The following is a 23,039-nucleotide window of genomic DNA, read 5'->3' as shown; positions in this document are numbered from 1 at the left end:
ACGACCACATCCATGACGCCATGCTTTCGAGAATGCCAGCAATGTAGGAGGTCACGGACGAGGCAAGGTTATCGTTGGCCTGCGAAACAATCCCGCAGCCCGGCGGCCACCAGCCACCCAAGTCGCATTTCACCATCGGTAGCATTGTTCACACCTAGAAGCCGAGGTTAAACGCGTTCTGGGACCACAGGATGTAGCCATTGATGCCACCAAGGATGGCGGCCACAGGTCCTGTCCAGAGCAGGATCATGCCACCACCAGATGCCAGCCGCGAGGATTGGCTGAGCTTGCCGGCCAAAAGCATTGCGGCCCCGATGATCGCCACGATGGTGATCACGATGAACGCGCCGACGAGGATGCCGCCTCCGATTTGCTTGAGGGACTCGAGAAACGGAAAGTTGGTGTTTGGGGTGATCCCCGGATCCACCGCTGCCAGATACAACATTGTGAACTCCAATCGATGGTTGCCCACATGCGTGGACGTTTTGTTCACTTGCTTCATGGCGCTGGGGAGCGAAAACTACATGACCGCTGACCATCGGATACCAACGACTTGGGTGCTACCACCGCTGACGGACAGTCTCGGTAAGCTGGAGGAGATGAGGTCCCCGCCATTTCCATTTTGATTCAGCACGAAGATTGGGCCGCGCCACTCGACATATTCTTGCCAACCTGGGGAGACTTGGTCACGCCGTGACTGGTAACGTCGAACGAAGTCTCGATGAGCGGCGAGCCATATTGCACTTCATAGCGACAGCAGTTCACGCAGATTCGCTGCTTCAATGGCCGGTTTGCGTGTTCCTAAACTACGTCCGACCATGCCCTGGGTCGTCTCATTGTCGATGCGCCACTCATTTGTGGGAAGCGACACCGGCGCGGTGCATTTAGGCAAGGAGCGATGGTGCGATACAGCCTGCATCGCTGGGTCCATCGTGTCGCTTTGAGCAGGATCTATTGTTCTGCATGTCAGTAGTTGGTGAGAAGATGGCGTTATGCTCGCCATCTCAATTGTTGCTCTGGTCATCTCTGCCTTTTCGCTGCCGTTCACCGCATGGGCAGCACGTGCCGCAGCGAAGCAGGCCAAGGCGGCCCACGACCAGACTGAGATCCAACGCGAGCAGGTCGCTGCCGCCCGTGAGCAGACTCAACTACAACGTGAGCTCGGGCGTGAGGCATCGCAGCCCTACGTGTGGGCAGATATCCAGCCAGACACGCAGCAAGGAACAGTCATGCACATTGTGGTTGGCAACAGCGGGCCGACCGTGGCGCGTAACGTGAAGGTGACATTTGATCCGCCGCTTCCCGCCGGCCAACAGCAGTCCGACAAGGTCGAGAGTGTTCAACGCATACTCGCCAAAGGTCTTCGATCGCTTGCCCCCAATCGGGCAATTCGATGGACGCTCGGCGCAGGCTACGATCTCCTATCGAGCGAGGATCCCCAAGTTCGGACGGTACGTGTCGAAGGCGAAGGCGCTCATGGCCCCTTGCCGGTACTCGAGTTTGAGATAGACATCTCTGAGTGGCGTCAGGCACGGGATGCGCCCGACGGATCTCTGCACCATGTACGTGGCGCGATCAAGGATCTCACCAAGGCGGTGGGCGGCATCGAAACGACAATTAAGCGCGTCGCCAACCGGCTGGAGGTGCAAGAACCTGCGACGGACGGGTTCAACGAACTGAGCGATTCCGTCACCAAGCAGCAGCTCGCACCTCAAGCACAGCAGAATGCGCTCGAGGAAGGCGCCGGTCCAGCACCTTTGCCACCGCTTTCCTCTCCGCAATAGTGGCGGCGATGTACTTTCAGCTTTCAGCCATCTTATGCGCAACGCTCCGAATCTGAGCTGATGGGTGTCGCAGGGCGACTGCCAACAGTTCCAAGACGTCTTTCGACTCTGAACCTCCAGCTAGCCTTGAGACCACTGCCGCGGCGCTACGCCTACCACCCGACTCAAGAATCTGGGCAAGGATCGACACAACTCCGTGCGATGCTCCTTCGGCAACGACAAGTTTAGTCAACCCTCCGAGAGCTGAGTTGCGTGTGGTTTCACTGGCGTCACCGGCTAATGCTAGGAGAATTCCGGAATCTGCTTCATCTCCGAATCGTTCAATAATGCGTGCGGCAGCAGCTCGGTGCGCGTCGTCCCGGGTAAGAAGCTCCTTTACTAACTGTCCCCGCGATGCCTCACCGGTCAGAGAAGCGAAGGCTTCGGCCGCGAGGCTCCGGTTATCTTCTTCCTCAAAGATGTCGAGTTGTGGCTCCCGGTCTCTAAGGTCTGATACGTGTTCAACAAGTTGTGCTTTGACCATATCGGGAAGTTTGAGCCCGTGCTTGGCCAGTACCTCTAGAGTCCCTGTCTGTTGACGGGGTCGAATGTGAGGCGACGTTAGTAGGGCCTCGATGAGATCCCATCGCGAGCTAGAAGGGTGCAATGCGCCAAGTAGTGTCAAGGCCTGGCCGGGGTCAAGCCCTCCACTGCCATATGAGAGGCCTTTGGAAGCATGGTCAATGAGGGTCCCGACGGCGCCACACAGACGCGCAATCAGAGCCTCGACTGCGTCACCCGGGAGCGTCTGAACATCAGCAATGGCCTCGAAGATTATCAATTCTCCGGCTAGAGCCCGGTCGTGAATCTCCTCACGACTCTCCACAATAGTGGGGGCAGAGACAGCCAAGTACGCCTCGCGCAGGTATGGTGGCTCGACCTTGCTCCGGATTGCAGCGCGTTGACGATCGCTGTCTTGCCACGCCGTTTCTGGTATCGCCCGGATCAAGCTCGCAAGAGTCTGCGCGGTACTGTCCTCGGTGATTGGAGGTTGGTCGAAGAAGTAGTCTATGACGCTTTGGAGCGATTTTTCGCTCAATGACCAAACCATCGATTTGAGTAGATCAATTATCTTGAATAGCACGATAAATGTGGGCCGAGAACGCTCAATGTAGTTCTGAGGGTCTTGCAGTGTTGCCAATGCCCAGACACAAATATCGTCGGCGTGCGCCTGTTCGAGTACGTCGCCAGCGGCCGTCAGCAATTCTAGATCTGATAGGGCCGTCGTTCTGGTCGATCGTTCCAAGCTCACTTCGAGAGCCGCCATTCTGGCAGCTATCGTTGGGCCGCTACTCACGATATGTCGAGTTGCCCGGCTGGTGCCTTTGCTGTCACCCGACTGCCGGAGCCGCGTCAATCCGTTGGCAACCTGCTTAGTAGGGCTTGTGGAATCGGTGGCGAGAAGAAAGTGCTCCGCAAGTGAGCCTGTCGCACTGCGCCATCCATCCTGATCACCGGCATATGACGCAAGTAGAGCCGCCGACACCAGTCGCCGGTGTGCGCGATCAGAGACCCCGGTCCGCCTCGACCCATTCTCGGTCCATGTACGGAACTCCTCGGACAGGTGGGCAGATAAACCGTTTGACAACACTTGTGCTCTCCACCACGACGCAGGGTTGTCGCTGCGTTGCACGAAGTTCGCGATGTCACCCTTCATCCATCCTGAAGCCCTGAACGCTGTCAGCGCGCATGAACCTGCGATGGCTCCACTCGTGACATCTGAGGGGACTTCACGATGGATACGCTGGGTCTTCATCGCTAGGTCGAACGCATTCTCGTGCTGTCCGATCTCCAGCAGCGCCCGTGCGTGCTGTGTCTCTAGCCATGCATGATCGACTGGGGAGTAGTCGTCATAACCAAGCGCGCGGAGTAGCGCTTGGAGGGCGGAATCTGGATCGTTCACGTCAAAATGGTACGCGCAGGAAACTACTGTGGCAGCGGCACGTTCGGCCCCGTTTGAGGAACCTTCGACGAGTTGCAGCAACTCAGTGGCCTGTCCTTGATACAGCCAAAGATGGAGCGCTGCAGTGGCACGCCAGCACCAGTCCTCCGCTTTCCGGGCATCCTCTAGTGGCAACCCCTTCCACTTGGCACTATCTGCGAAAAGGGCGATCTCTGACGGCTCAAGTGTCCGTTCAAGCTCATCGCGGAGAAGCACCTGCATGGCAAGGGCTTCGAGACCCGTGATCGATTCAGGCAACAAGTTCGGGTGGGGTGCGACTAGTCTGGGTGTGATGAGCGCATGTCGAATCTCGTCCGATGGTGAAAGATTGACGACTCCGGCCCATGCCGTGCCATGCCAGTTTGGACTCGGGAGTTGAGTCAGCGCGATATCTGACAGTGCAACGATTTGATCCGCATCGATCAATTGCGATGCGGGAACGAGAATCTTCGCCCCTTTGCCAGTTGAGACGACACGTTCATTGGTGATGTGTACCCAATACGAGACGTTGCTAGCCTGGTCTCGAAGAATTACCAAATGTGGTAGCGCATGACGTAGCCAATAGTCAAAGTGCACATGGCTGTCTTCCGCAAACCACCATCCGGTGACTATGCCTTCAGCATCCTTTTGTGGTGAATTGAAGTATGAGACCCCCGTCTTGACCTGAGCGCCCATAACGGCCCCGAGCTCGTACCTGCGGGCATCGCGTGGGCGGAGATACAAGTCCGTACCGGTGTCGTGCCGGCCGTCGATTGAGCCAGCCCAGCCCAGGCGCTCGAACTGCGCTAAAACTTCGGATTCGCCCGAAGTTCCCGTGGATTCGTTCTTTGGCGCCCGCATCTATACTTCCGTTTCCTCGTCCTCAACGACCCTGATATTGCCCATCGCAGTGCCTGTAAAACTCAAGGGAATGAACATGTCTCGAAATGCGATTCCAGCGGGGCGCAGTGCAGCTCCTCCCCCAGGAGGCGTGGTAAGCGGAAATCTCATTCCTATCGGAGCTTTCGCAGCGATGTGTTCAGGATGAGGACCCCCGGTCGGATAACCGGGGTGGGCAGGCACGTTGAGGTGCTCGGGAAAATCACACCGACCTGTAAAGTGCTGCGCCGCGGCGACGTGGAAAATTGCCCCGTGGGTCCATGCGATCATGTAGGCCTCGGCGAGAATTGCAGGAATGTCAACTCTCAACTGCGTCAGCTCTAGACCTTGTTTATGGCCTTGAACTTTAGGGCCTTGGGCAAGGACCTCCATGACAGGACGGTCAAAGATGTTGACGACATCTGGCCCGGTCAGAGCACTAAGCGAGATAGATCCATCGGTGTTAGGCGGGCTTGTCGAGAAAGAGATCTTCAGGTCGTCGCGAGCGCGAACGGCCGGGCCGTGCTTGACCTTGTTATGAGCAGCATTCAGTTGCAGTTCATGGCCCATGAGTAGGTCAACAGCGAACTGCAGCCAGTCAGCGAACACGTTGCACGCTGACGCGAGCACCTCGGTCATGCCTTTTTGCAAGTCGTGCTCAATCAGGACTAGCCGCCCGAAAGTCATGGGAGATTCTTTGGCCGAGAAGGCCTCGCCAATCTGGCCCACAATTAGATCAAGCTGATTAGGCCCCATCGACAGGGCTTCCCATACGCATAGCTCCGCATCTTCCGAATGCGTCAGAAGCGCTGCTGTCAATCGAGTCAGGGATTCCGCCGCGTGGTGCCGCAAGGAGTAGGCGTCTGTAGCTATTTGCGTAGTGACGGTCCTCTCCGTAACTCTAGGGAGAAAGTCAACCGGCTGGCCAAGAAAACTCGAGAACTGTGCACGAGACTTTCCTGCATGAGGTTTGTGTGCGCCAGCATCGGATGACTCGGTGTCAGACGCATTATTTATGCTGTTGATTTCTTCCCATTGCAAAAGCATTCCGATGCGCGCAGTGAAGTATCCGAAGGGATCGGACGACAAGAACGTGTCGTCAAGTTCTCGACGTTGCTCGGTTGTGAGCTCGCGACCAGCAGGAGGTGGGTACATCTGACCAGCATATTTCTACGACGCCGGACGAATTCAGCCGCCGCGCCGGAGGACCTTGGTCTCGCTCTAGCTACGGTCCTGCAGTGCCGGGTGCCAGCACACAATTCGCCAACGCCCCCCCCCAAAAAAAATCAAGGCTTAGTACCAGCCGGGCTGTGGTCTCGACCACGGAAAATCCTCAACAACGATACCCACGTCATGGAAAATCAAAATCGGATACGTGGACCCGTAAGTTTCAATCACTGTGCTCTAACATAGGCGTTCATGTAGCCCTTATGGCGTTACACGGAAGTACTTCGTCCCCGAATTCCAGGCGACAGGGTGCAGCAGCGTCCCGACAACAGGATTAAGCGCGCTGTACATCATGCCGTTGCCAGCGTAGATGCCGATGTGTCCCCAATGGTTCGGCCCATCGGGATTTTGTACAACTAGGTCACCCGGCAGCGGATCAGCCGTTGACGTCCCAGCCGTCCACTGTTCCGTGCGTGGCAGCTGGATGCTAACTTTCCCATAGACCCATTGCACATACCCGGAGCAGTCCCATGCTTTGTAGGCCGTCCCACCCCAGACGTACGCCCCACCAACGCCTTCCTGTGCGTAAGCGAGAATTTCCCTTCGAAGCTGGCTGAGGTCGGACGGCAACGCGGGTTGAGAGACGCCAGATTCGCCAGGGCTGCATTCCGCAGGGGCCGTCGATGCCCCTAGGCCTTTCAGAATCGCCTCGGCTTCGGGCTGCCACTTGGCGTATCGTTCCGGAAACTCAGATCCTTGAACTGCTTGGGCTGCGGCACCCTTGTTCATCTGCCGCCACCCTTGGACGTCCAAAAGCCCTCGAGGCGATCCATGGTTAGGGCCTTGGAGCCCACCATAGAAGGCTTCCGCGTTGTAGGCCGCTTGCATGAGCTGCTCGGCACTCCCCCACCCGGATGAAGGGCGCTGCTGAGCACTACCAATGGAATCATGGTCGCTGCCAACGCCGTCATGAGGAAGCGTCAAGGACTCAGGCACAGATGGATTAGCTAACATTTGCAGCCCGGATTCTTGGAGACCCATCATCAGGGCAATAACGATGCCGTCATCCGGTACTCCCTGTGCCCGGCCAACGGCAATGTAAGCCTTCGCCACCGTCGATTGGGACTCGCTCAGCATGGCAGGCGATAGGCCCGGTACAGTGACGGATACCGCCGTACCCGGGCCGACATCAGCGACTGTGCACGCCGTCGTCGAACCCTGTGATGCGAAGGCCACCAAAGCTATTGACCCGCAGAATCCCATGACACAGACCAGCACCAACGCGCTGGCTGCCGCGCTAATCAGTCTCAGCGCTGCCCGTTTCTTGAGCAGTCCCAGGAGGAGCGCCGGGGCCGGCATCAGTAGACGATTCTGTCCGGCGACGCGTAGAACGCCACCATTTCGCAGCGATCTGACGGTGCAGTAGTGGCGGGAGGACAGTTCACGACAACGCTAATGGGTGCCGTGTAGCTGTTCGTTCCCGAAGTCGCGTGTTCCGTTACAGCCAAAGTCACAGTACAGACGTGAAGGCCTTCCCACGGCGCGGGATACTGGACAAACTGGGCCAATTGCGCGTCGCACGTGGAATTTTCAGCCTTGGCTGAGCGGTATCCATGTGCGCCACTGAGCGATGCATATGCTGCGGCGTTGGTGCCAGTGGCCTCGAACTGATCGGCATAGACGGCCAAGGGGTTTGAACCGTCTGGGAGCACGTGCCACCAGGTGCGGATCCTGCCGTAGGTCTCCGAATATGTCGCCTTGCGCGTATCCCACGTGTAAATGGTCCTGGCCGCTGCCGTGGCCAACTCGCGATAGTCCAGCGTGACAGGTTCATCAGCTGGAGCAATCTGCGAATTTGGTGGCGAGCTTGTAGCTGGTGGTTTCGCGACAGTCGGTGCAGCCGCTGATATCGACGGCGAGGGCGCACTGGACGGAGTCTGGTCGCTCACTTCAGGCGTCGCCGCTGGTGTTCGGAGCGACAACACAATTGCAATCCCGGCGATAGCCAGGACCGTGATCAGCAACAGCAGCCAGGCTCGGCGTCGGCTTGGCTTGACCCTGAATATCAGCCATCCCGTGTTCATGATTCCACCTCAGCGCTATGTAGACACTCAGACTCGGGCGACAGTGTGGGAAGCAGGAGTTATGCGCGCTTCGATGACGGAACCTTCAATTCCGGTGCCGGAACGAAGGATTTCCTCGGCGGCCGTAACGAGGTCCCGTACCAGACCGATTTGAACCTTAACGTAACGCACGCTGACGCCAGCCTTTTCGGCCACGCCGGCAACAGCGGCAGCACGCGCCTTACCCAGCAATGCCGGCAAAACGAGGTCGTCCGCGATGAGCCGTAGTAACGGATTCGGCAGGGTCGCAACAACGTACGTTCGCAGCGTTGCAAGATCCACAATTTTTTGTGGCTCCACTTCCAGCGCGTGGCTCGCAGTCAGTGCCATCTGTCGCACCACAAAGATTGCGTTCCAGCAGGTGCGGGAAGATGCACCAAAGGCCACATCAGACTGAGACTCTGCTTTCATATTCGGCAGGCTTGCCAGTGCGAGTTCCCAAGTGTGCTCAGAGACATGGGTTTTGACGAATTGCAGAACTTCCTCCGCCCAGATGCGGTTAGTGGCTTGCTCATCGGGCCGCGTCAGGTGGAGGTCTGTCAGGCTGTTGCTACCGGACTCGAACTGCTCGTCCAGCGGCAGCGCCGACCTCGCGATGCTCCGGCGCACATGGAGTGCACACAGGTTACACGCAATCCCTTGGACCCAAGCATCAAACTTCACCCCCGGAATGGCCCGGTAGGTGCCACGCACCGTTCCCTGCCACGCTGCAAGTCGGATGTCCTGCAGCACGTCGTCAACGTCACCGCCGAGACCGAACCTGCCCAAGTGAATCTTCACGTAGGGCCGTACGCCCTCGACGGCCCTCATCAGCTGGTCGACAGGAATGTCATATTCAGGAGGACGGATGAGGGAGGGATCCGCCGTGATGGTGCCAAATACTTCAACTGGTTCGCTGGTCCTGAGACCCATGATGATCACCGCTTTGCAGTTAGCTTCAATATCAAGCGCGACGCCGTTGGGCGTTACGTGGAAGACCCTGGGGACACCACTGGTGGCGGCAAGATCGTTCCGGCAGGTGCCGGACCCAGTGGGCTGGGCGTGGTCAACGATCGCGGACAACCCTCTTCAAAAGGTAATAATACTAGTGTCCAAGTATCAGGAATATATTGTCAAGGGGTCACTCTTACCCTGTTGACAACTATGGGGCAGAATGAAGCCATGACGCGAAGCACGCATCCGCCAGTCAAAGATTGGTCACCAGAAGCTGAGATTGCCATGACCACGTTTGGCAACCGAACACGCAATGAGATCATTCGCTATCTACTGGAGCATGGACCGGAGCCCCGCGGGGAAATTGTGGCCAATGTGGATGCCAGCGATGCCAGCGTGGCCAAGCATCTTGTACTTCTCGAGGATGCCGGAATTGTCGAGGCAGACGTTGAGCCTGGACGTCGACACGGACGCGCACCACGGTACTCAGTCAATCCCGATCGCATCAGGGTGCTTTTGGAAGCCCACCTTCAGTACTTGACGACTCCGAAGCAGTAGCGCCGTCGTCAGTCGCTTGGATATCCTGGTTAAGAAAATCTGCGATCGCATTCAACGTCTCCGGCGTAACGTCATCCAAGGTGCGTGCGGCGAAGGCCTGGATCCGGGCCACCCGGAGTGCTCGAACAAATTCGAGCCTTGCCTGAATACTTTCAGGGAGTTCATTGGAGTCCAAGTCCAGCAGATACGCGGGGTTGACGTCGAACATGCCACAGATGGCCGTCAAGACTTTTTTGTTCTTTACCAGAGGTCCAGAGGCGTCCTTCATATAAAACCACCGCGCCCGCGACATACTCACACCACGCGCAGCCAGCTCGACCTTGATCTCGGGGAAGAGCACAGGTGAACCACGCTTCTCTGCAGCAGCGTCCAAGAGCAAGTTGATACGCTTCCCCATGACCGTCTGAGGCGATGGCTGGTCTGGTGCCTTACCGCGTCCATCACTCACAACGGACTCCTCACGTTGGCCGGGCCGGTTGGCCAACATTGCTTGGCTATACCGCCGGGTCCTCTCCAGTATTGTCCTTGGTCACCACCGCTGCAAGGGATCGTTGGATCGCTCTGTCCAACTCGGGCAACAACACCGATTCCGCGCTATGCCCCATCCACGGTGAACCGTATTGGCCTTCGCCCGCAGCCGCAAATGCCGCCAGCCCCCTTGGATCTAGGACATGGTTGCGGTCAAGGTGGAAACAAAGCTCGGTTATGACATCGCGGAGAGCTTCAAGAAACTCCACTTGCTCCCAGGTGTCCCTTGCCCAGTACCTGTTCTCGTGCATGCTCTCCGCAGCCTGCACGAAAGTCTCAATTTGAGGATGTCTCGTCATGGGATTCCCGTTCTGTCTGAAGCTGGCGGGTACGGCATCGAACCTGTTCGGCTTATCCACAGTCATGGTGATCAGCGGTATTTACACCATGACCTAGTGAGAGTAAATTTCAATAATAGACAGATCCAATAAAGCGTCTTGTGCGCTGCCAGGGAGCGTTTTCCATGGAACCCTCAATATTGATGAATCTGACAAGAGGCCGAATCCTGCACATGCTGGTCACACACGGCCCTGCAACCGCGCCTGCAATTGCCACCGCGCTCTCCCTCAACACGGTCACTGTCACCCAGGCACTCGCAATGCTGTCAACCGCCGGGATTGTCCGCATGACAGACGCCACCCTCACCGATGCCCACCCTGCCTACGCCGTCAACTCATCCCAAGTTATTCATGAAATAGCTCAGGCGCGCCTTTTCTTCGCTCCTTGGTTATAAGCCATCACGACCCACTATTGGTTGCGGTCATGTAGTAAAACGCGATTTCAACCATGGTTAGGTATCGAATCCAGCTTGCTGGCGCTTAGACGTTGGCAGGACCCGAGGAAGGTACCGACATGAGCATGTACACCCAGAACAGCAGCCGTATCGATTCCGACACCACCCATTGGCTGTCCCCAACCGAGATCTGCCAGGAGCTGCAGATTCCGTTGCAGACTTTCTACCAGTGGCGGTCGCGGGGCGTCGGGCCACACGCCTACAGGATCGGCAAGCATCTTCGGGTCAGCCAAACGGACTTCGAGGCGTGGCTGTCGCTCCGGTCTGATCCCGAATAACGGCAGTCTGGAGATAAGTCAGATGGCCAGAGATCCCCTCCCCATGGGCGCTTGGGGGTCCATCCACGTTCATCGGCTCGGTGCGGGCTCCTGGCAGGCCCGCACCAGATTCCGCGACTTGGATGGAAAAATCCGTCATGTAGAAGCGCGGGGTGCCTCCTCTGCCTCGGCGCGAAGGAACTTGCAGCAGAAGTTGGTTGACCGCAAGACACCGAGGGATGGACTCGTAAACTCCCGGGACAAGATCGAGCAACTCGCGAAGGTGTTCCTGGTCGACCTTGAAGCTTCCGACAAGGCCTCGCGGACAAAGGACAAGTACGACTACTGCGTCAACAAATACATTTTGCCGGCGCTCGGGGAAGTCCGCATTGGCGAAGCGACCTCAGGCGTGATCGACCGCTTCATTCGCGGACTCGTTGAGGACGTGGGACCGTCCACAGCTAGAAGTTGTGGCGCCGTCCTGTCGTGGATGTTCAAAGTAGCCCTTCGTCATGACGCCGTCACGAGTAACCCGGTTAGGGGAATCACCATTCCACGCGGCAAGAAATCTAAGCCCAAGGCCCTCGATGTAGAGCAGTATCGGGACCTCAGGGCCAAAGTCATAGAGTGGGAACGGGAGCCAACCCTCGGCCGGCCCCGAACGCAGGAACTTCACGAAATGATGGACTTCTTCATTGCCACGGGCGTTCGCCCAGGCGAGCTTTTCGCGGTGCGCTGGGACGATCTTGACCTCACGGCCACTCCGCCCACAGTTTTTATCAATGCCACAGTTATTAGAACGCGGACAGGCGGCGCCAGGATCCAGGACCATCCAAAGTCTCAGCATGGCGTCCGCCATCTTGCCATGCCTGCGTTCCTAGTGGAGCAGCTCCTCTTACGCCGCAATCGTCAGAAGCAATCGGGAGTATCCAATCCTCTCGATCTCATCTTCCCTTCATCGACGGGAACAACTGTCGATCCCAACAATGTGGGGAAGCTTTGGCGCAAGGTTGCAGACCGGGCCGGCTACGAATGGGTGACCTTCAAGACCTTCAGGAAGGCCACGTCAACTCGCATCGCGCGAACCCTGGGCCCCGAGGCGGCAGCGTATCAAGCCGGCCATTCCAAGATTTCGATGACCCAGAAACATTACATTGAAGAAATCCATGAGGCGTTGGACACGACGTCCGTCACTGACGCGTTCAAGCCCGAAGACGAGACTCAGCCCGTGCATGAAACAGGCCAAGAGGACCAGCCGGGTGGCACTGAAATGCCATCATCCGAAGAAGTTTCGGAGCCACCGGAGGGCCCTCAGGAACCGACCCAAGAGGACGAAAGATGATGAAAGAGGTGACCCAATCCGGTAGGTTACCGGTAGGTTAAGCAAAAATGGCCCCTTTCGGGGCCATTCTCACATCAAAAATCCCTGTAAATCCGGGCTTTTTGGGCCCCCTATCGGATTCGAACCGATGACCCCCGCTTTACAAGAGCGGTGCTCTGGCCAGCTGAGCTAAGGAGGCAGACGCAATCAAGCGCTAGACAAGGCTACCGTAAGCGCCGGAGAAAATGAAAACCGGCTCTCCCCCCCCCGCAATTGCGCGTCGGGGAGCCGGTTTCAGCATGCTCCGTAGCCGGTGCAGCCCCCGCTTCCTGCGAGCGCAGCACCAGCCACAACAAGCTACTTCTTGGCGTCCAGCACCTTGGTCACGAAGGCGTTGAAGTCCTTGTCCGTCTCCGGCATCCACTGCTTGCCGTCGACGAAGACGGTGGGTGTGGCATTGACACCGGCAGATGCTGCAAGCGCTCCGCCGTAGGCCACGTACGGGCGGAAGGTCTTCTCAGCTACACAGCTGCTGATGTCGGCGGCACCGGCTTCGGTGGCGTACTTCTCCAGCGTGGCGTTGTCCAGGCCCTTGCTGTTTTCCGCAGGCTGGTTGGCGAAGAGCGAATCAACGTACGCCTTGTACTTCTCCGGGGACTTGTCCACCACGCAGGCTGCCGCAGCTGCCGAGCGTGAGGAGTAGTTGGTGCCGGAGGAGAAGCGGTCAAGGAACGGCAGCGGGCGGTACTCCACCGTCACCTTTCCCTCGCTGCGCAGCTTGTCCAGCCCGGGGCCGTAGTTCTGCTCAAAACCATTGCAGGCCGGGCACATGAAGTCCAGGTAGACCACCACGGGTGCCGGCTCGCCGGATGCCGAGGGCTTGATCCCGATGCTCGCGGGATCCACCGAGGTGGGCGCCGCCGTCGGCATGGGTGGCACCTTGCTGACGTCAACGGAAGTTTCCGTAGTAGTCGGCGCTATCACCGCTGCGTCCTTGCCCAGGACCACGCCGCCGTAGACGTTGGCGTTGGCGGGAACCGGTCCCGTCTCGGCCACCGGCTCATTGGCCTTGTTGGTGTTGATGACCACCAGCGCGATGATCGCAATGACCACCAGCGCAGCCAGCAAAACTCCGCCGCGAATCATCCAGCTGTTGCGCTTTTCCTTCTTCAGCTGGGTGTCGCGAATGGCCTTTGCCTTTTCGCGGGCCTGCGCCGTTCGCTGTGCATTGGTCAATCGCGGTTCGTTTTTGGGGCTCATTGTTCCTCAAGTCTTTGGGCATGAAAAAGGGCCGTGCAACGGCAAGTCCTTGATCATCTTAGGGGAGAAAGCTTGAAGAATCCTCGATGCCGTCCGCCCCGCCCCCTGCCGCGCTCTACCGCCCGGTATTTTCCCCGCGGGATAAGCTGGGACAAACCGCAGATCGAACCATGGGAGTTCCACGTGCCTGAAGAAATGATCAACGAGCCGCTGCACCACCCCGGCGATTCGGACTTTGTTGTGGTCTCAAACCGGCTGCCGGTGGACAGGGTTTCCACGGAAGAGGGCGACGGCGGATGGCGCCGCTCCCCCGGAGGCCTCGTCACTGCGCTGGCCCCTGTCATGGCGACGCAGGACGGTGCGTGGGTGGGTTGGCACGGCGCCCCGGACGAGGAGCTGGCACCGTTCCACCACGAAAACATAGATCTGGTGCCCGTGCCGCTGTCCGCCGAGGAAGTGGAGCTCTACTACGAGGGCTTTTCCAACTCCACCCTGTGGCCGCTCTACCACGACGTCATTGCACCGCCGGAATTCCACCGCACCTGGTGGGACGCCTACCGCAGGGTGAACAAGCGGTTCGCCCAGGCTGCCGCCAACACTGCCGCACAGAACGCCACCGTGTGGGTGCAGGACTACCAGCTGCAGCTGGTCCCCCGCTACCTCCGCCAACTGCGCCCGGACCTGCGCATTGGCTTCTTCAACCACATCCCCTTTCCCCCGCAGGAGATCTTTGCCCAGCTGCCGTGGCGCCAGAGCATCATCGAGGGCCTGCTCGAAGCCGACTTGATAGGTTTCCAGCGTGCCAGTGACACGGCCAATTTCCTGCGCTCCGCCCGCCGCTTTGTCGGCGCCGGCGTCAAGTCCGCCCAAATTCAGGTCAAGGATAACGAAGGGAACGTGGTCCACATTGCCCGGGCCGCTCCGTTCCCCATCTCCATCGACGTCGGCCAGATCCAGGAACTGGCCGGAAGGAAAGACGTCATTGCCCGTTCACGGCAAATCCGCGAAGAGCTCGGCAACCCCAAGACTGTGCTGCTGGGCGTGGACCGGCTCGACTACACCAAGGGCATCACCCACCGGTTGAAGGCCTACGGTGAATTGCTTCACGACTGTGAGCTGACCGTGGAGGACGCCGCACTGATTCAGGTCGCCAGCCCCAGCCGCGAGCGGGTGGAAACGTACATCCAACTGCGTGAGGACGTGGAGGGCATGGTGGGCCGGATCAACGGCCAGTACGACACCATGCAAAACACGGCAGTGCGCTACCTTCACCACAGCTACCCCGTGGAGGAGATGGTGGCGCTGTACCTGGCCGCCGACGTCATGCTCGTCACGGCCCTGCGCGACGGCATGAACCTCGTCGCCAAGGAGTATGTGGCGGCCCGCGGCGACAACACCGGCGCACTGGTCCTGAGCGAGTTCGCCGGCGCCGCCGACCAGCTCAAATCCGCCATCCTGGTCAATCCGCACGACATCGACGGCCTCAAGTCCGGCATCCTGCGCGCCGTGAACCTCTCCCCCGCTGAGGCCGGCCGCCGCATGCGGGCCATGCGCCGGCAGATCGTCAACAACGACGTCCAGCGCTGGAGCAGCGAATTCCTCGCCGCACTGCAGAAGGAGGCCACGCCGGTATGAGCCTGCCCGTGGAACTGCGCACCGCCGTCGTCCGCTTGGCCCAAACCCCGCACCTGCTGGTGGCCCTGGACTTTGACGGCACCATGGCCCCGATTGTCAGCCGCGCCCAGGACGCCCGCCCGCTCCCCCGCTCTGCGGCGGCCCTTGCCACCTTGGCCGGCATGGAAGGCACGACGACGGCGCTCGTGTCAGGCCGGGCATTGGAGAGTTTACGCTCGGTCGCCGCCCCTCCGGCCCCGACACTGCTGGTGGGCAGCCACGGGGCGGAAACGTACTGGGGGCCCGATTCCCCCGTGCTGGAGCTCTCGGCGGAGCAACAGTCCTCCTTGGAACAAGCCCGGGATTGTGTTGCCCGGGCAACCAGGGACTTCCCGGGGACTGCCGCCGAACAGAAGCCGGCCGGCGTCGTGCTCCACTACAGGTTGGCCGACGACGCCGACGGGATCGCCGCCGTCGAGCATGTCAACACGGCCCTGTCCGGCAACCCCGCCTTCCACATCACCACAGGCAAGAAGGTGCTGGAGATTTCAGTGCTCAAGGCCAACAAGGGCCAAAGCCTGGTGTCGCTGCGAGAGTTCAGCGGCGCCACGGCCACCTTCTTCGCCGGGGACGACGTCACGGACGAGCACGCATTTTCTGCGCTCCTGCCCGGGGATCTCGGTCTCAAGGTGGGTCCAGGGGACAGCGCCGCACAGTTCCGCATCCCCGACGAACACACACTCCCGGAAATCCTCGAGCTGCTCGCGGAGGCCCGCAGCGCACACATGACCTCATAAAGTGACCCCGCCCACGGGGAAAATGTGTCATACTTCATACATCAGACTGTGTGCTGCACCAGCGGCGCGCGGCCTGACGCATGAAAAAACCATTCACTTGAGGATCGTTCGGCACGTACCTGCCGATGAAGGGATATATCACTGTGGCTACAGTAACTTTTGACAATGCAACGAGGATCTACCCGGGCACCACGAAGCCCGCTGTTGACAAGCTCAACATTGACATCGCCGATGGCGAATTCCTCGTTCTCGTGGGACCTTCCGGTTGCGGCAAGTCCACCTCACTGCGCATGCTCGCCGGCCTGGAAGATGTCAACGCCGGCCGCATCCTGATCGGCGACCGCGACGTCACTGACGTTCCGCCGAAGGACCGCGACATCGCCATGGTTTTCCAGAACTACGCGCTGTACCCGCACATGTCCGTTGCAGACAACATGGGCTTCGCACTGAAGATCGCCGGCGTCTCCAAGGAAGAGCGCGCCAAGCGCGTCCAGGACGCCGCCAAGCTGTTGGACCTCGAGGCCTACCTTGACCGCAAGCCGAAGGCACTCTCCGGTGGCCAGCGTCAGCGTGTTGCCATGGGTCGCGCCATTGTGCGCAGCCCGCAGGTGTTCCTCATGGATGAGCCCCTCTCCAACTTGGACGCCAAGCTGCGCGTCCAGACCCGCACCCAGATCGCGTCGCTGACCCGCCGTCTGGGCGTCACCACCGTTTACGTGACCCACGACCAGGTTGAGGCCATGACCATGGGCGACCGCGTTGCAGTGCTCAAGGACGGCCTGCTGATGCAGGTTGACACCCCCCGCAACCTTTACGATGCCCCGCAGAACGTGTTCGTTGCCGGCTTCATCGGCTCACCCGCCATGAACCTGCTGGAACTGCCTGTGGTTGACGGCGGCGTGATGTTCGGTGGATCCATCTACCCGGTGCCCAGCTCTGTGTTGGGTGAAGCAGCAGGGAACACCGTCACCGTGGGTGTCCGTCCCGAAGACCTCGAGATGGTTGGCGCCGGAGAAGGCCTAGCAGTTGAGGCCGACGTCGTCGAAGAACTCGGCGCCGATGCGTTCATCTACGGCCACGCCATCATCAACGGCAACGAGCGCGACATGGTGGTCCGTGTCGACGGCCGCCGCCCACCGATGAAGGGCGACACCGTCCACGTCCGCCCGTCGGCCAAGCACGTGCACCTCTTCGATGCAACATCAGGTGCCCGCCTGGGCGACAAGAGCATCACCGTCTGACCACCCCGGTGGTCGAGCCTGTCGAGACCAATGCACCTTGAGGCGCGGTTGCCTGTTGGATAACTTTCCAACCGGCAGCCGCGTCTCGGCGTTTAATCCCCCTACCCTTTAAGAGAGAATTGGCCCATGACTGAGCAACCAGGCGCCAAGTGGAACCACGAACCCACCGACTTCGAGCAGATGGGCAAGCTCCCGCGGAAAAGCGCGCCTCCGGCCCAAGTCATGGGATCGTTGAACATCACCGCAGCCAGCGCGGATCCCGGACTGCTTGACCTGCCGTGGCACATCCAGCTGGAGGACTGGCCCGCGGCAAACCTCGCCGCACTGCCCCGCGGCATCTCCCGCCACGTGGTTCGTTTTGCCCACCTCGACGGCTCAGTCATTGCCATCAAGGAAACCTCCGAGCACGTGGCCAAGCACGAGTATCACATGCTGCGCAAGCTGGCCCGCCTCGATGTGCCCTGTGTGGAACCTGTTGCCGTGATCAGTGGCCGCAGTACCCCAACAGGAGCGCCCCTTGACCCTGTGCTTGTCACCAGGCATTTGAAGTTCTCGATGCCGTACCGTGCGCTGTTCTCGCAGAAACTGCGCCGGGACACCTTGACCCGCCTCATCGACGCCCAGGCCTTGCTGCTGGTTCGCCTGCACCTGGTGGGCTTCTACTGGGGCGATGTCTCCCTCTCCAACACGCTCTTTCGCCGCGATGCCGGAGCCTTCGCTGCCTACCTTGTCGACGCCGAAACTGGTGAACTCTACCCGGACCTGTCCACCGGGCAGCGCGAATATGATCTGGAGATCGCCCGCGTCAACATCGCCGGCGAGCTCATGGACCTTTTGGAGGGCGGCCTCATTGAGGAAAAGGTGGATCCCGTCGCCACCAGCGAGCTCATCATGGATAGCTACCGCCGGTTGTGGGCAGAGCTGACCGAGAAGGAGTCCTTCGAGTTGGAGGACCGCTGGCGCGTCGGCGCCCGCATCCGCCGCTTGAACAAGCTGGGCTTCGACGTGGAAGAATACGCCATCAAGACCACGCCCGACGGCTCCACCATCCAACTCCAGCCCAAGGTGGTGGACGCCGGGCACCACCAGCGCCGCCTGCTGCGGCTGACCGGACTGGACGCCCAGGAAAACCAGGCCCGCCGCCTGCTCAATGACATGGATTCCTTCCGCGCCGACTCGGGCACGCCCATGGACGAGGAAATCAGCGCGCACAAGTGGGTCAGCACCATCTTCGAACCCATTGTGCGGGCCATCCCCCGCGAGCTGGGCGGCAAGTTGGAACCTGCAGAAGTGGTCCACGAGGTCTTGGAGCACCGCTGGTTCAAGTCGCAGGAGGAAGAGCGCAACGTCCCTCTGGCCGAAGCAGTGCAGTCCTACGTAGACAACATCCTGCGCTACCGCCGCGACGAAGACGCCATCATGCTCAGCACCGACACGGAAACCCTCACCATGCTGGAAGGAGGAGTCCTGCCAAACGCCGACTCCTACGAAGACGACTAACCCACCCCACTACCGACCTACCTACCTACCGACCTACCGACCTACCTACCAACGCTCCTGCACTTTCGGGGGATTTACTGCGGACCCTCCTGCACGTTCGGGGCGTCTGCATCGGACGCTCCTACAAGTCGCGATGACCGCAGTGAGCGTCTCTCAAGCGGTGGGAATGGCCTTGCCGGGGTTGAGGATGCCCTGCGGGTCAAACATGTCCTTGATGCTGCGCTGGATTTCCAACACCTGCTCGCTTTGTTCCAACGGCAGCCATCTCAGCTTGTACTGTCCGATCCCGTGCTCGCCGGTGATGGTGCCACCAAGCTCGAGGGCCTTGGCAATGGAATCGTCAAGGGCCGCGTTCAGCGAGGCAACGCTGATCGCATCCATGCCTGGCACTGAGAACGTAGGGTGCAGATTGCCGTCTCCGGCGTGGGCAATGACATTCAGGTCCACACCATGGCGTCGAGCCATTTCTTCCAGCGCGGAGATGTAGTGGACCAATTGGGAGCGCGGCACGGCCACGTCCTCTCCCACCCTGTTCACCGCGTCAACGTCCAGTCCGCGATTGTTGCGTCGCAGGTCAACAAGCCGTTGGGCCTCTGCCGGATCTTCTCGGCTGGCCGTTCCGCCCAGCTCCTCCACAGCTGCAATGGCCAAAGCCTCTTCCTGCGCTGCGGCCAGCCCGTCGAACTGGATCAGGAGCAGCGCCGTGCCCCTGCTGGCGAGGTCGCTTCCATTCCGGAAGTCCAGCTCCTGCAACGACGGTCCGTCCAACAGTTCAAGGATGCAGGGCTGCACGCGCGCCGACCCCAGCGCCAACACCCCCGCCGCAGCCGTCTGCACATCGGGGAAGAACACCGCCAGTGTGCGCACGATGGTGGGCAGGTATTTCAAGCGCACAGTAGCGCCGACAACAACGCCCAAAGTCCCCTCCGAACCCACGAACAAGCTTGTCAGGTCATAGCCTGCCACGCCCTTGAAGGTCCTGTGCCCGGTGTGGATCAATGTGCCGTCGGCCAGCACCACATCAAGGGCAAGCACGGCGTCGCGCGTAACTCCGTACTTCGCACACCGCAGTCCGCCGGCATTGGTGGCGATGTTCCCGCCAATGGTGGAGATCTTGTAGCTGGCGGGGTCGGGGGCGAACATGAGCCCCAACTCGGCCAGCGCCTGGTTGAGGTCGCCGTTGATGACGCCCGGTTCGACCCTGGCAATTTCATCGGCCGCGTTGATTTCCAGAATCGTGTTCATCCGGGTCAGGTTCAGCACCACCGAGCCAGCCGTTGCGTGGGCTCCGCCGGAGACGCCGGTTCCCGCACCGCGGGTCACCAGCGGCACGTTGTGTGCGGCAGCGGCCCGCACCACCGCCTGCACGTCGGCAACACTCTCGGCCCACACCACCGCGGCCGGTTCGTGGAAATCCGTCACGGGTCCTTGGTCTATGGCAAAAGTCTGCAGGTCCTCCGGCGCAACGCTGAGCTGTTCCCCTCGCAATGACGCAAGCACCGCCGCCGCGAAGCCTTGATAAGGATCAATCCCGATTTCTGCCATGGTCTTGCAGTGCCTCTTTCGTCAAAGCGCGTATGTTTCACTTCAGTCTAGAACGAGTTCACGCACCGTCGGCATTGGCGTGCCAGCTGGCACGCTGACCCCGGGCAGCCGCCACACGTAGGCGCCGGGACCGGCCAGGCTCACGCCGTCGGCCGCGTCCACGTCCCCGGTGCCAAAGATCTGATCCTGGAACATGTCCGCGGCATCGCCCAGACCCAACGCGTTCAGGTCCAGCCCCTCCACAGGAGCCCTCACGGCAATAACGAGCAGCGACTCCAGCGGCGACTCGCGCACAAAAGCCAGCACATCGCCGTCGGCCATCAACCACCGCATGCCACCATGGGCCACGGCCGGGCTCCGGTGGCGCAGCGCGGCCAGGGCAGCGTAGGCGGGGCGCAGATCCGTCACGACGCGTGCCGGGTCGCCCCAGGGCATGGGCGTGCGCGACGACTCGCCCCTGTCGCCCAGCAAACCAAATTCGTCGCCGGCAAACACCACGGGGATGCCCGGCAGCAGCATGGACAGCGTCGCCGCCACGATCGGGCCACCGGGAATCATCACGCTTCCCGCCCGGGCCGTGTCGTGGGTGTTCAGCGCGTTCATCGTCGCGTTGCGCACGGGCCAGCTGAAGGCGCTGGAGAGGTCCTTGTGGGTGGCCAGCACGACGTCGGCGCTCACCTTGTTGGGGCCCGGCAGCGGGGTGCCGAAAAAGTCCACCCTGGCGGTGTGGTCCCCCAGCCACTGCCACAGGGGACGGGTGAAATTCGAGTACGTCATGGCACCTTGCCAGCCGAAACCGTCCACATCCACACCGGCGTCTGAGGTTTCCTCGCCCAGCAGCAATGCATCGGGATTGATCTCGAGGATCCTCGCCTGGATGAGCGCTGCAACTTCGTGGTTGAGGTCCACGGCGCCGAGCCTGCCCGTCATGTTGCCGACGTCGATCCGCCAGCCATCAAGGTTGAACGGAGGCTTCAGCCAATGCGCCACGACGGAGTCCTCTCCGGTGACGAACGCTTCGCGGAGCGCTTGGGAGGCCCAGTTGAGCTTGGGGAGGGATTTCACGCCCCACCAGCTCTCATAGTCGCTGTGGTCCTCGTTGAAGTAGAAGTAGCCGGCCTCCACGGAATTGCGGTCTGACTGGGCACGGATGAACCACTCGTGGGCAGCACCCGTGTGGTTGGAGGTGAGGTCGCCCATGACCTTCATGCCGCGGGCGTGGGCGGCCTGCACCAGATCTATCAACGCTTGGTCGCCACCCAGCAGCGGATCCACTGCATGGAAGGTTGAGGCGTCGTAGCGGTGGTTGGAACGCCCGGGGAAGAAGGGTGTCAGGTACACGATGTCCACGCCGAGGTCCGCCAGCTCGTCAATTTTCTCCGTGACTCCGTTCAGGTCCCCGCCGTAGAATTGGCGGCCAGCATCCGGCCCGGTTCCTTCGACCGGAGTCTCCCAAGTGCAGGAGATGGCCCACTCCGGGACGGTACGGTTTGCGGCTTTGGACGATCTCGCGAACCTGTCCGGGAACACTTGGTACATCACGGCGTCGCGCGACCACGCAGGCGCATCATTGGCTGTGGTGACCCTGAAGTCGTTGTAGTCGGAGGTGTCCCTGTTGAAGAAGCCCCCGTTGTTCAGGTGCCAGTAGCTGGCGCCTTCGTGGTCAAGGCCGGCCACCTCAATGACGAATCGGTAGCGAGCCACAGGGTTCACGGCCAGCATGCTTGTTTCCCACCAGACCCAGCCGTCGAGGGTGTCGATGACCCGGGCCTCGTCATACCGGGGTTCGCCGTCCTGAACGCTGCGCACCCAAATGCGTGAGGCAGTCCCCCACTGTTAGCGGCCATGGCAAACTGCCCATAGGCGGCCACGTAACTGCCCACTGATGGCCAGCAGAAATGCCCATTGGTGGCCATGAGATCTGCCCACTCTTATTTTCTAGCATCGCCGTGTTGTTAACGGCGGGAGCCCCTTCCTGGGGTTTGATGTCGGTGTCTAGTCGCACCAAACCAAACCAGGAAGAGGCTCTGTATGAAGTCTGACGGAGAAATCATGGAAATTCTTGAAGCGTATGATCTTACGAAGTCGTTGCGTGCCGCAGCCCAGCTCGCGGGCTGTTCGCATCACACCGTGGCCAAGCACGTCGCCGCCCGCGATGCCGGGCGGCCCTTGGCGGAACCGGTGGCCCGGGACAAGATCACCGATGAGTACCTGCCCAAGATCGAGGAGCTCGTGGAAAAGACACGGGGTCGGATCCGGGCCGATGTTACCCACCAAAAGCTGGTGGGCATGGGCTATGCGGGGTCTGAGCGTTCCACCCGCCGCGCGATGGCCCAGGTCAAGGCCGAGTGGAAGCTCGGACGGGTGCGCGTGCACCGGCCGTGGGTCACGGAGCCTGGCGGCTGGCTACAATATGATTTCGGAGACGGCCCTTATATTGACGGTGTGAAGACGGTGTTGTTCGTGGCCTGGCTGGCGTGGTCACGGTTCCGGATTGTCATCGCTTTGCGGGATAGGACGGCGCCGTCCGTGTTCGCGGCCCTGGATAGGTCTTTCCGCATCGCTGGCGGGGCGCCCACTTATGTCCTGACGGATAACGAAAAGACGGTGACGGTCTCGCATGTGGCCGGGGTGCCGGTGCGGAACTTGCAGACCGTGGATTTTGCCCGCTACTACGGGGTGACGGTGTTGACGTGTCAGCCGGCGGATCCCGCTTCCAAGGGCGGGGTGGAGAACGCGGTGAAGGTCGCCAAGGCTGACATCGTGCCCAGGGACACGA

The 23,039-nt window shown here is 60.3% G+C and carries 21 protein-coding genes and 1 tRNA gene; 10 read left to right on the top strand and 12 right to left on the bottom strand.

The genetic code is table 11. The features are described from left to right. Nucleotides 1-154: 154 nt before the first annotated feature. The gene (locus tag QMG25_RS15180) at nt 155-445 is read right to left on the bottom strand and encodes a hypothetical protein (RefSeq protein WP_283461691.1); all 291 of its coding nucleotides are present in this window, start codon (nt 443-445) and stop codon (nt 155-157) included. A gap of 547 nt (nt 446-992) precedes the next feature. Between QMG25_RS15180 and QMG25_RS15175 the strand changes: the two genes are divergently transcribed. Continuing rightward, nucleotides 993-1,784: a DUF8453 domain-containing protein gene (locus QMG25_RS15175; RefSeq protein ID WP_283461689.1), complete on the top strand. Its 792-nt coding sequence runs from the start codon at nt 993-995 to the stop codon at nt 1,782-1,784. 16 nt (nt 1,785-1,800) lie between these two features. On the opposite strand, the gene QMG25_RS15170 is transcribed toward QMG25_RS15175, so the two are convergent. The 5 genes from QMG25_RS15170 to QMG25_RS15150 form a co-directional block, all read right to left on the bottom strand. Then, nucleotides 1,801-4,605 (bottom strand): DUF4365 domain-containing protein, encoded by a 2,805-nt coding sequence (locus QMG25_RS15170; protein ID WP_283461687.1) that lies wholly within the window; start codon nt 4,603-4,605, stop codon nt 1,801-1,803. Further along, complete coding sequence (locus tag QMG25_RS15165; protein ID WP_283461685.1) at nt 4,606-5,778, bottom strand: hypothetical protein; 1,173 nt, start codon at nt 5,776-5,778, stop codon at nt 4,606-4,608. A 273-nt stretch (nt 5,779-6,051) separates the two neighbouring features. Continuing rightward, nucleotides 6,052-6,927, bottom strand: coding sequence for a C40 family peptidase (locus QMG25_RS15160; protein WP_283461683.1), 876 nt, complete (start codon nt 6,925-6,927; stop codon nt 6,052-6,054). A gap of 221 nt (nt 6,928-7,148) precedes the next feature. Next, nucleotides 7,149-7,874, bottom strand: coding sequence for a hypothetical protein (locus tag QMG25_RS15155; RefSeq protein ID WP_283461681.1), 726 nt, complete (start codon nt 7,872-7,874; stop codon nt 7,149-7,151). Nucleotides 7,875-7,901: 27 nt separating this feature from the next. Then, a complete protein-coding gene (locus QMG25_RS15150) occupies nt 7,902-8,645 on the bottom strand; it encodes a hypothetical protein (RefSeq protein WP_349307146.1) in 744 nt (247 codons plus the stop codon). 36 nt (nt 8,646-8,681) lie between these two features. On the opposite strand from QMG25_RS15150, the gene QMG25_RS15145 reads away from it, so the two are divergent. Beyond that, nucleotides 8,682-9,404: an ArsR/SmtB family transcription factor gene (locus QMG25_RS15145; protein WP_283461677.1), complete on the top strand. Its 723-nt coding sequence runs from the start codon at nt 8,682-8,684 to the stop codon at nt 9,402-9,404. On the opposite strand, the gene QMG25_RS15140 is transcribed toward QMG25_RS15145, so the two are convergent. Next, complete coding sequence (locus QMG25_RS15140; RefSeq protein ID WP_283461675.1) at nt 9,352-9,852, bottom strand: hypothetical protein; 501 nt, start codon at nt 9,850-9,852, stop codon at nt 9,352-9,354. The genes QMG25_RS15145 and QMG25_RS15140 overlap by 53 nt on opposite strands. A 46-nt stretch (nt 9,853-9,898) precedes the next feature. Then, complete coding sequence (locus QMG25_RS15135) at nt 9,899-10,297, bottom strand: hypothetical protein (protein WP_283461673.1); 399 nt, start codon at nt 10,295-10,297, stop codon at nt 9,899-9,901. A 98-nt stretch (nt 10,298-10,395) separates the two neighbouring features. Between QMG25_RS15135 and QMG25_RS15130 the strand changes: the two genes are divergently transcribed. From QMG25_RS15130 to QMG25_RS15120, 3 genes are all read left to right on the top strand, one after another. Continuing rightward, nucleotides 10,396-10,665 (top strand): hypothetical protein, encoded by a 270-nt coding sequence (locus QMG25_RS15130; protein WP_283461671.1) that lies wholly within the window; start codon nt 10,396-10,398, stop codon nt 10,663-10,665. A 119-nt stretch (nt 10,666-10,784) separates the two neighbouring features. After that, a complete protein-coding gene (locus tag QMG25_RS15125; RefSeq protein ID WP_283461669.1) occupies nt 10,785-11,003 on the top strand; it encodes a helix-turn-helix domain-containing protein in 219 nt (72 codons plus the stop codon). 181 nt (nt 11,004-11,184) lie between these two features. Then, nucleotides 11,185-12,324, top strand: coding sequence for a site-specific integrase (locus QMG25_RS15120; RefSeq protein ID WP_283461667.1), 1,140 nt, complete (start codon nt 11,185-11,187; stop codon nt 12,322-12,324). 104 nt (nt 12,325-12,428) lie between these two features. Here QMG25_RS15120 and QMG25_RS15115 read toward each other — a convergent pair. Then, nucleotides 12,429-12,502, bottom strand: a tRNA-Thr gene (locus QMG25_RS15115). 158 nt (nt 12,503-12,660) lie between these two features. Next, nucleotides 12,661-13,563, bottom strand: a complete 903-nt coding sequence (locus QMG25_RS15110) for a DsbA family protein (protein WP_283461665.1) — start codon at nt 13,561-13,563, stop codon at nt 12,661-12,663. Nucleotides 13,564-13,758: 195 nt separating this feature from the next. Here QMG25_RS15110 and QMG25_RS15105 point away from each other — a divergent pair, with 195 nt between their 5' ends. The 4 genes from QMG25_RS15105 to QMG25_RS15090 all read left to right on the top strand — a co-directional run bounded on the left by QMG25_RS15105 (nt 13,759) and on the right by QMG25_RS15090 (nt 18,715). After that, the gene (locus QMG25_RS15105) at nt 13,759-15,198 is read left to right on the top strand and encodes an alpha,alpha-trehalose-phosphate synthase (UDP-forming) (protein ID WP_283461795.1); all 1,440 of its coding nucleotides are present in this window, start codon (nt 13,759-13,761) and stop codon (nt 15,196-15,198) included. After that, nucleotides 15,195-15,974, top strand: a complete 780-nt coding sequence (otsB, locus tag QMG25_RS15100; protein ID WP_283461663.1) for a trehalose-phosphatase — start codon at nt 15,195-15,197, stop codon at nt 15,972-15,974. Before QMG25_RS15105 ends, otsB begins: the two co-directional genes overlap by 4 nt. 143 nt (nt 15,975-16,117) lie before the next feature. Then, nucleotides 16,118-17,215 carry an ABC transporter ATP-binding protein gene (locus QMG25_RS15095; protein WP_283461661.1) on the top strand — a complete coding sequence of 366 codons (1,098 nt, stop codon included), beginning with the start codon at nt 16,118-16,120 and terminating at the stop codon, nt 17,213-17,215. A 126-nt stretch (nt 17,216-17,341) separates the two neighbouring features. Continuing rightward, on the top strand, nt 17,342-18,715 hold the full coding sequence (locus QMG25_RS15090; protein WP_283461659.1) for a DUF4032 domain-containing protein: 1,374 nt from the start codon (nt 17,342-17,344) through the stop codon (nt 18,713-18,715). Nucleotides 18,716-18,868: 153 nt separating this feature from the next. Here the strand turns inward: QMG25_RS15090 and QMG25_RS15085 are convergent, their stop codons facing one another. Continuing rightward, nucleotides 18,869-20,260: an FAD-binding oxidoreductase gene (locus QMG25_RS15085; RefSeq protein WP_283461657.1), complete on the bottom strand. Its 1,392-nt coding sequence runs from the start codon at nt 20,258-20,260 to the stop codon at nt 18,869-18,871. 42 nt (nt 20,261-20,302) lie between these two features. Then, on the bottom strand, nt 20,303-22,069 hold the full coding sequence (locus QMG25_RS15080; RefSeq protein WP_283461655.1) for a glycoside hydrolase family 13 protein: 1,767 nt from the start codon (nt 22,067-22,069) through the stop codon (nt 20,303-20,305). Nucleotides 22,070-22,291: 222 nt separating this feature from the next. Here QMG25_RS15080 and QMG25_RS15075 point away from each other — a divergent pair. Further along, nucleotides 22,292-23,039, top strand: a 748-nt coding sequence (locus QMG25_RS15075; protein WP_283461652.1) for a DDE-type integrase/transposase/recombinase, incomplete at its 3' end; no start/stop codon positions are given.

This window comes from Arthrobacter sp. H35-D1, assembly GCF_030063185.1.
GTDB lineage: Bacteria > Actinomycetota > Actinomycetes > Actinomycetales > Micrococcaceae > Specibacter.
This window is presented reverse-complemented; position numbering and strand designations above follow the sequence as displayed.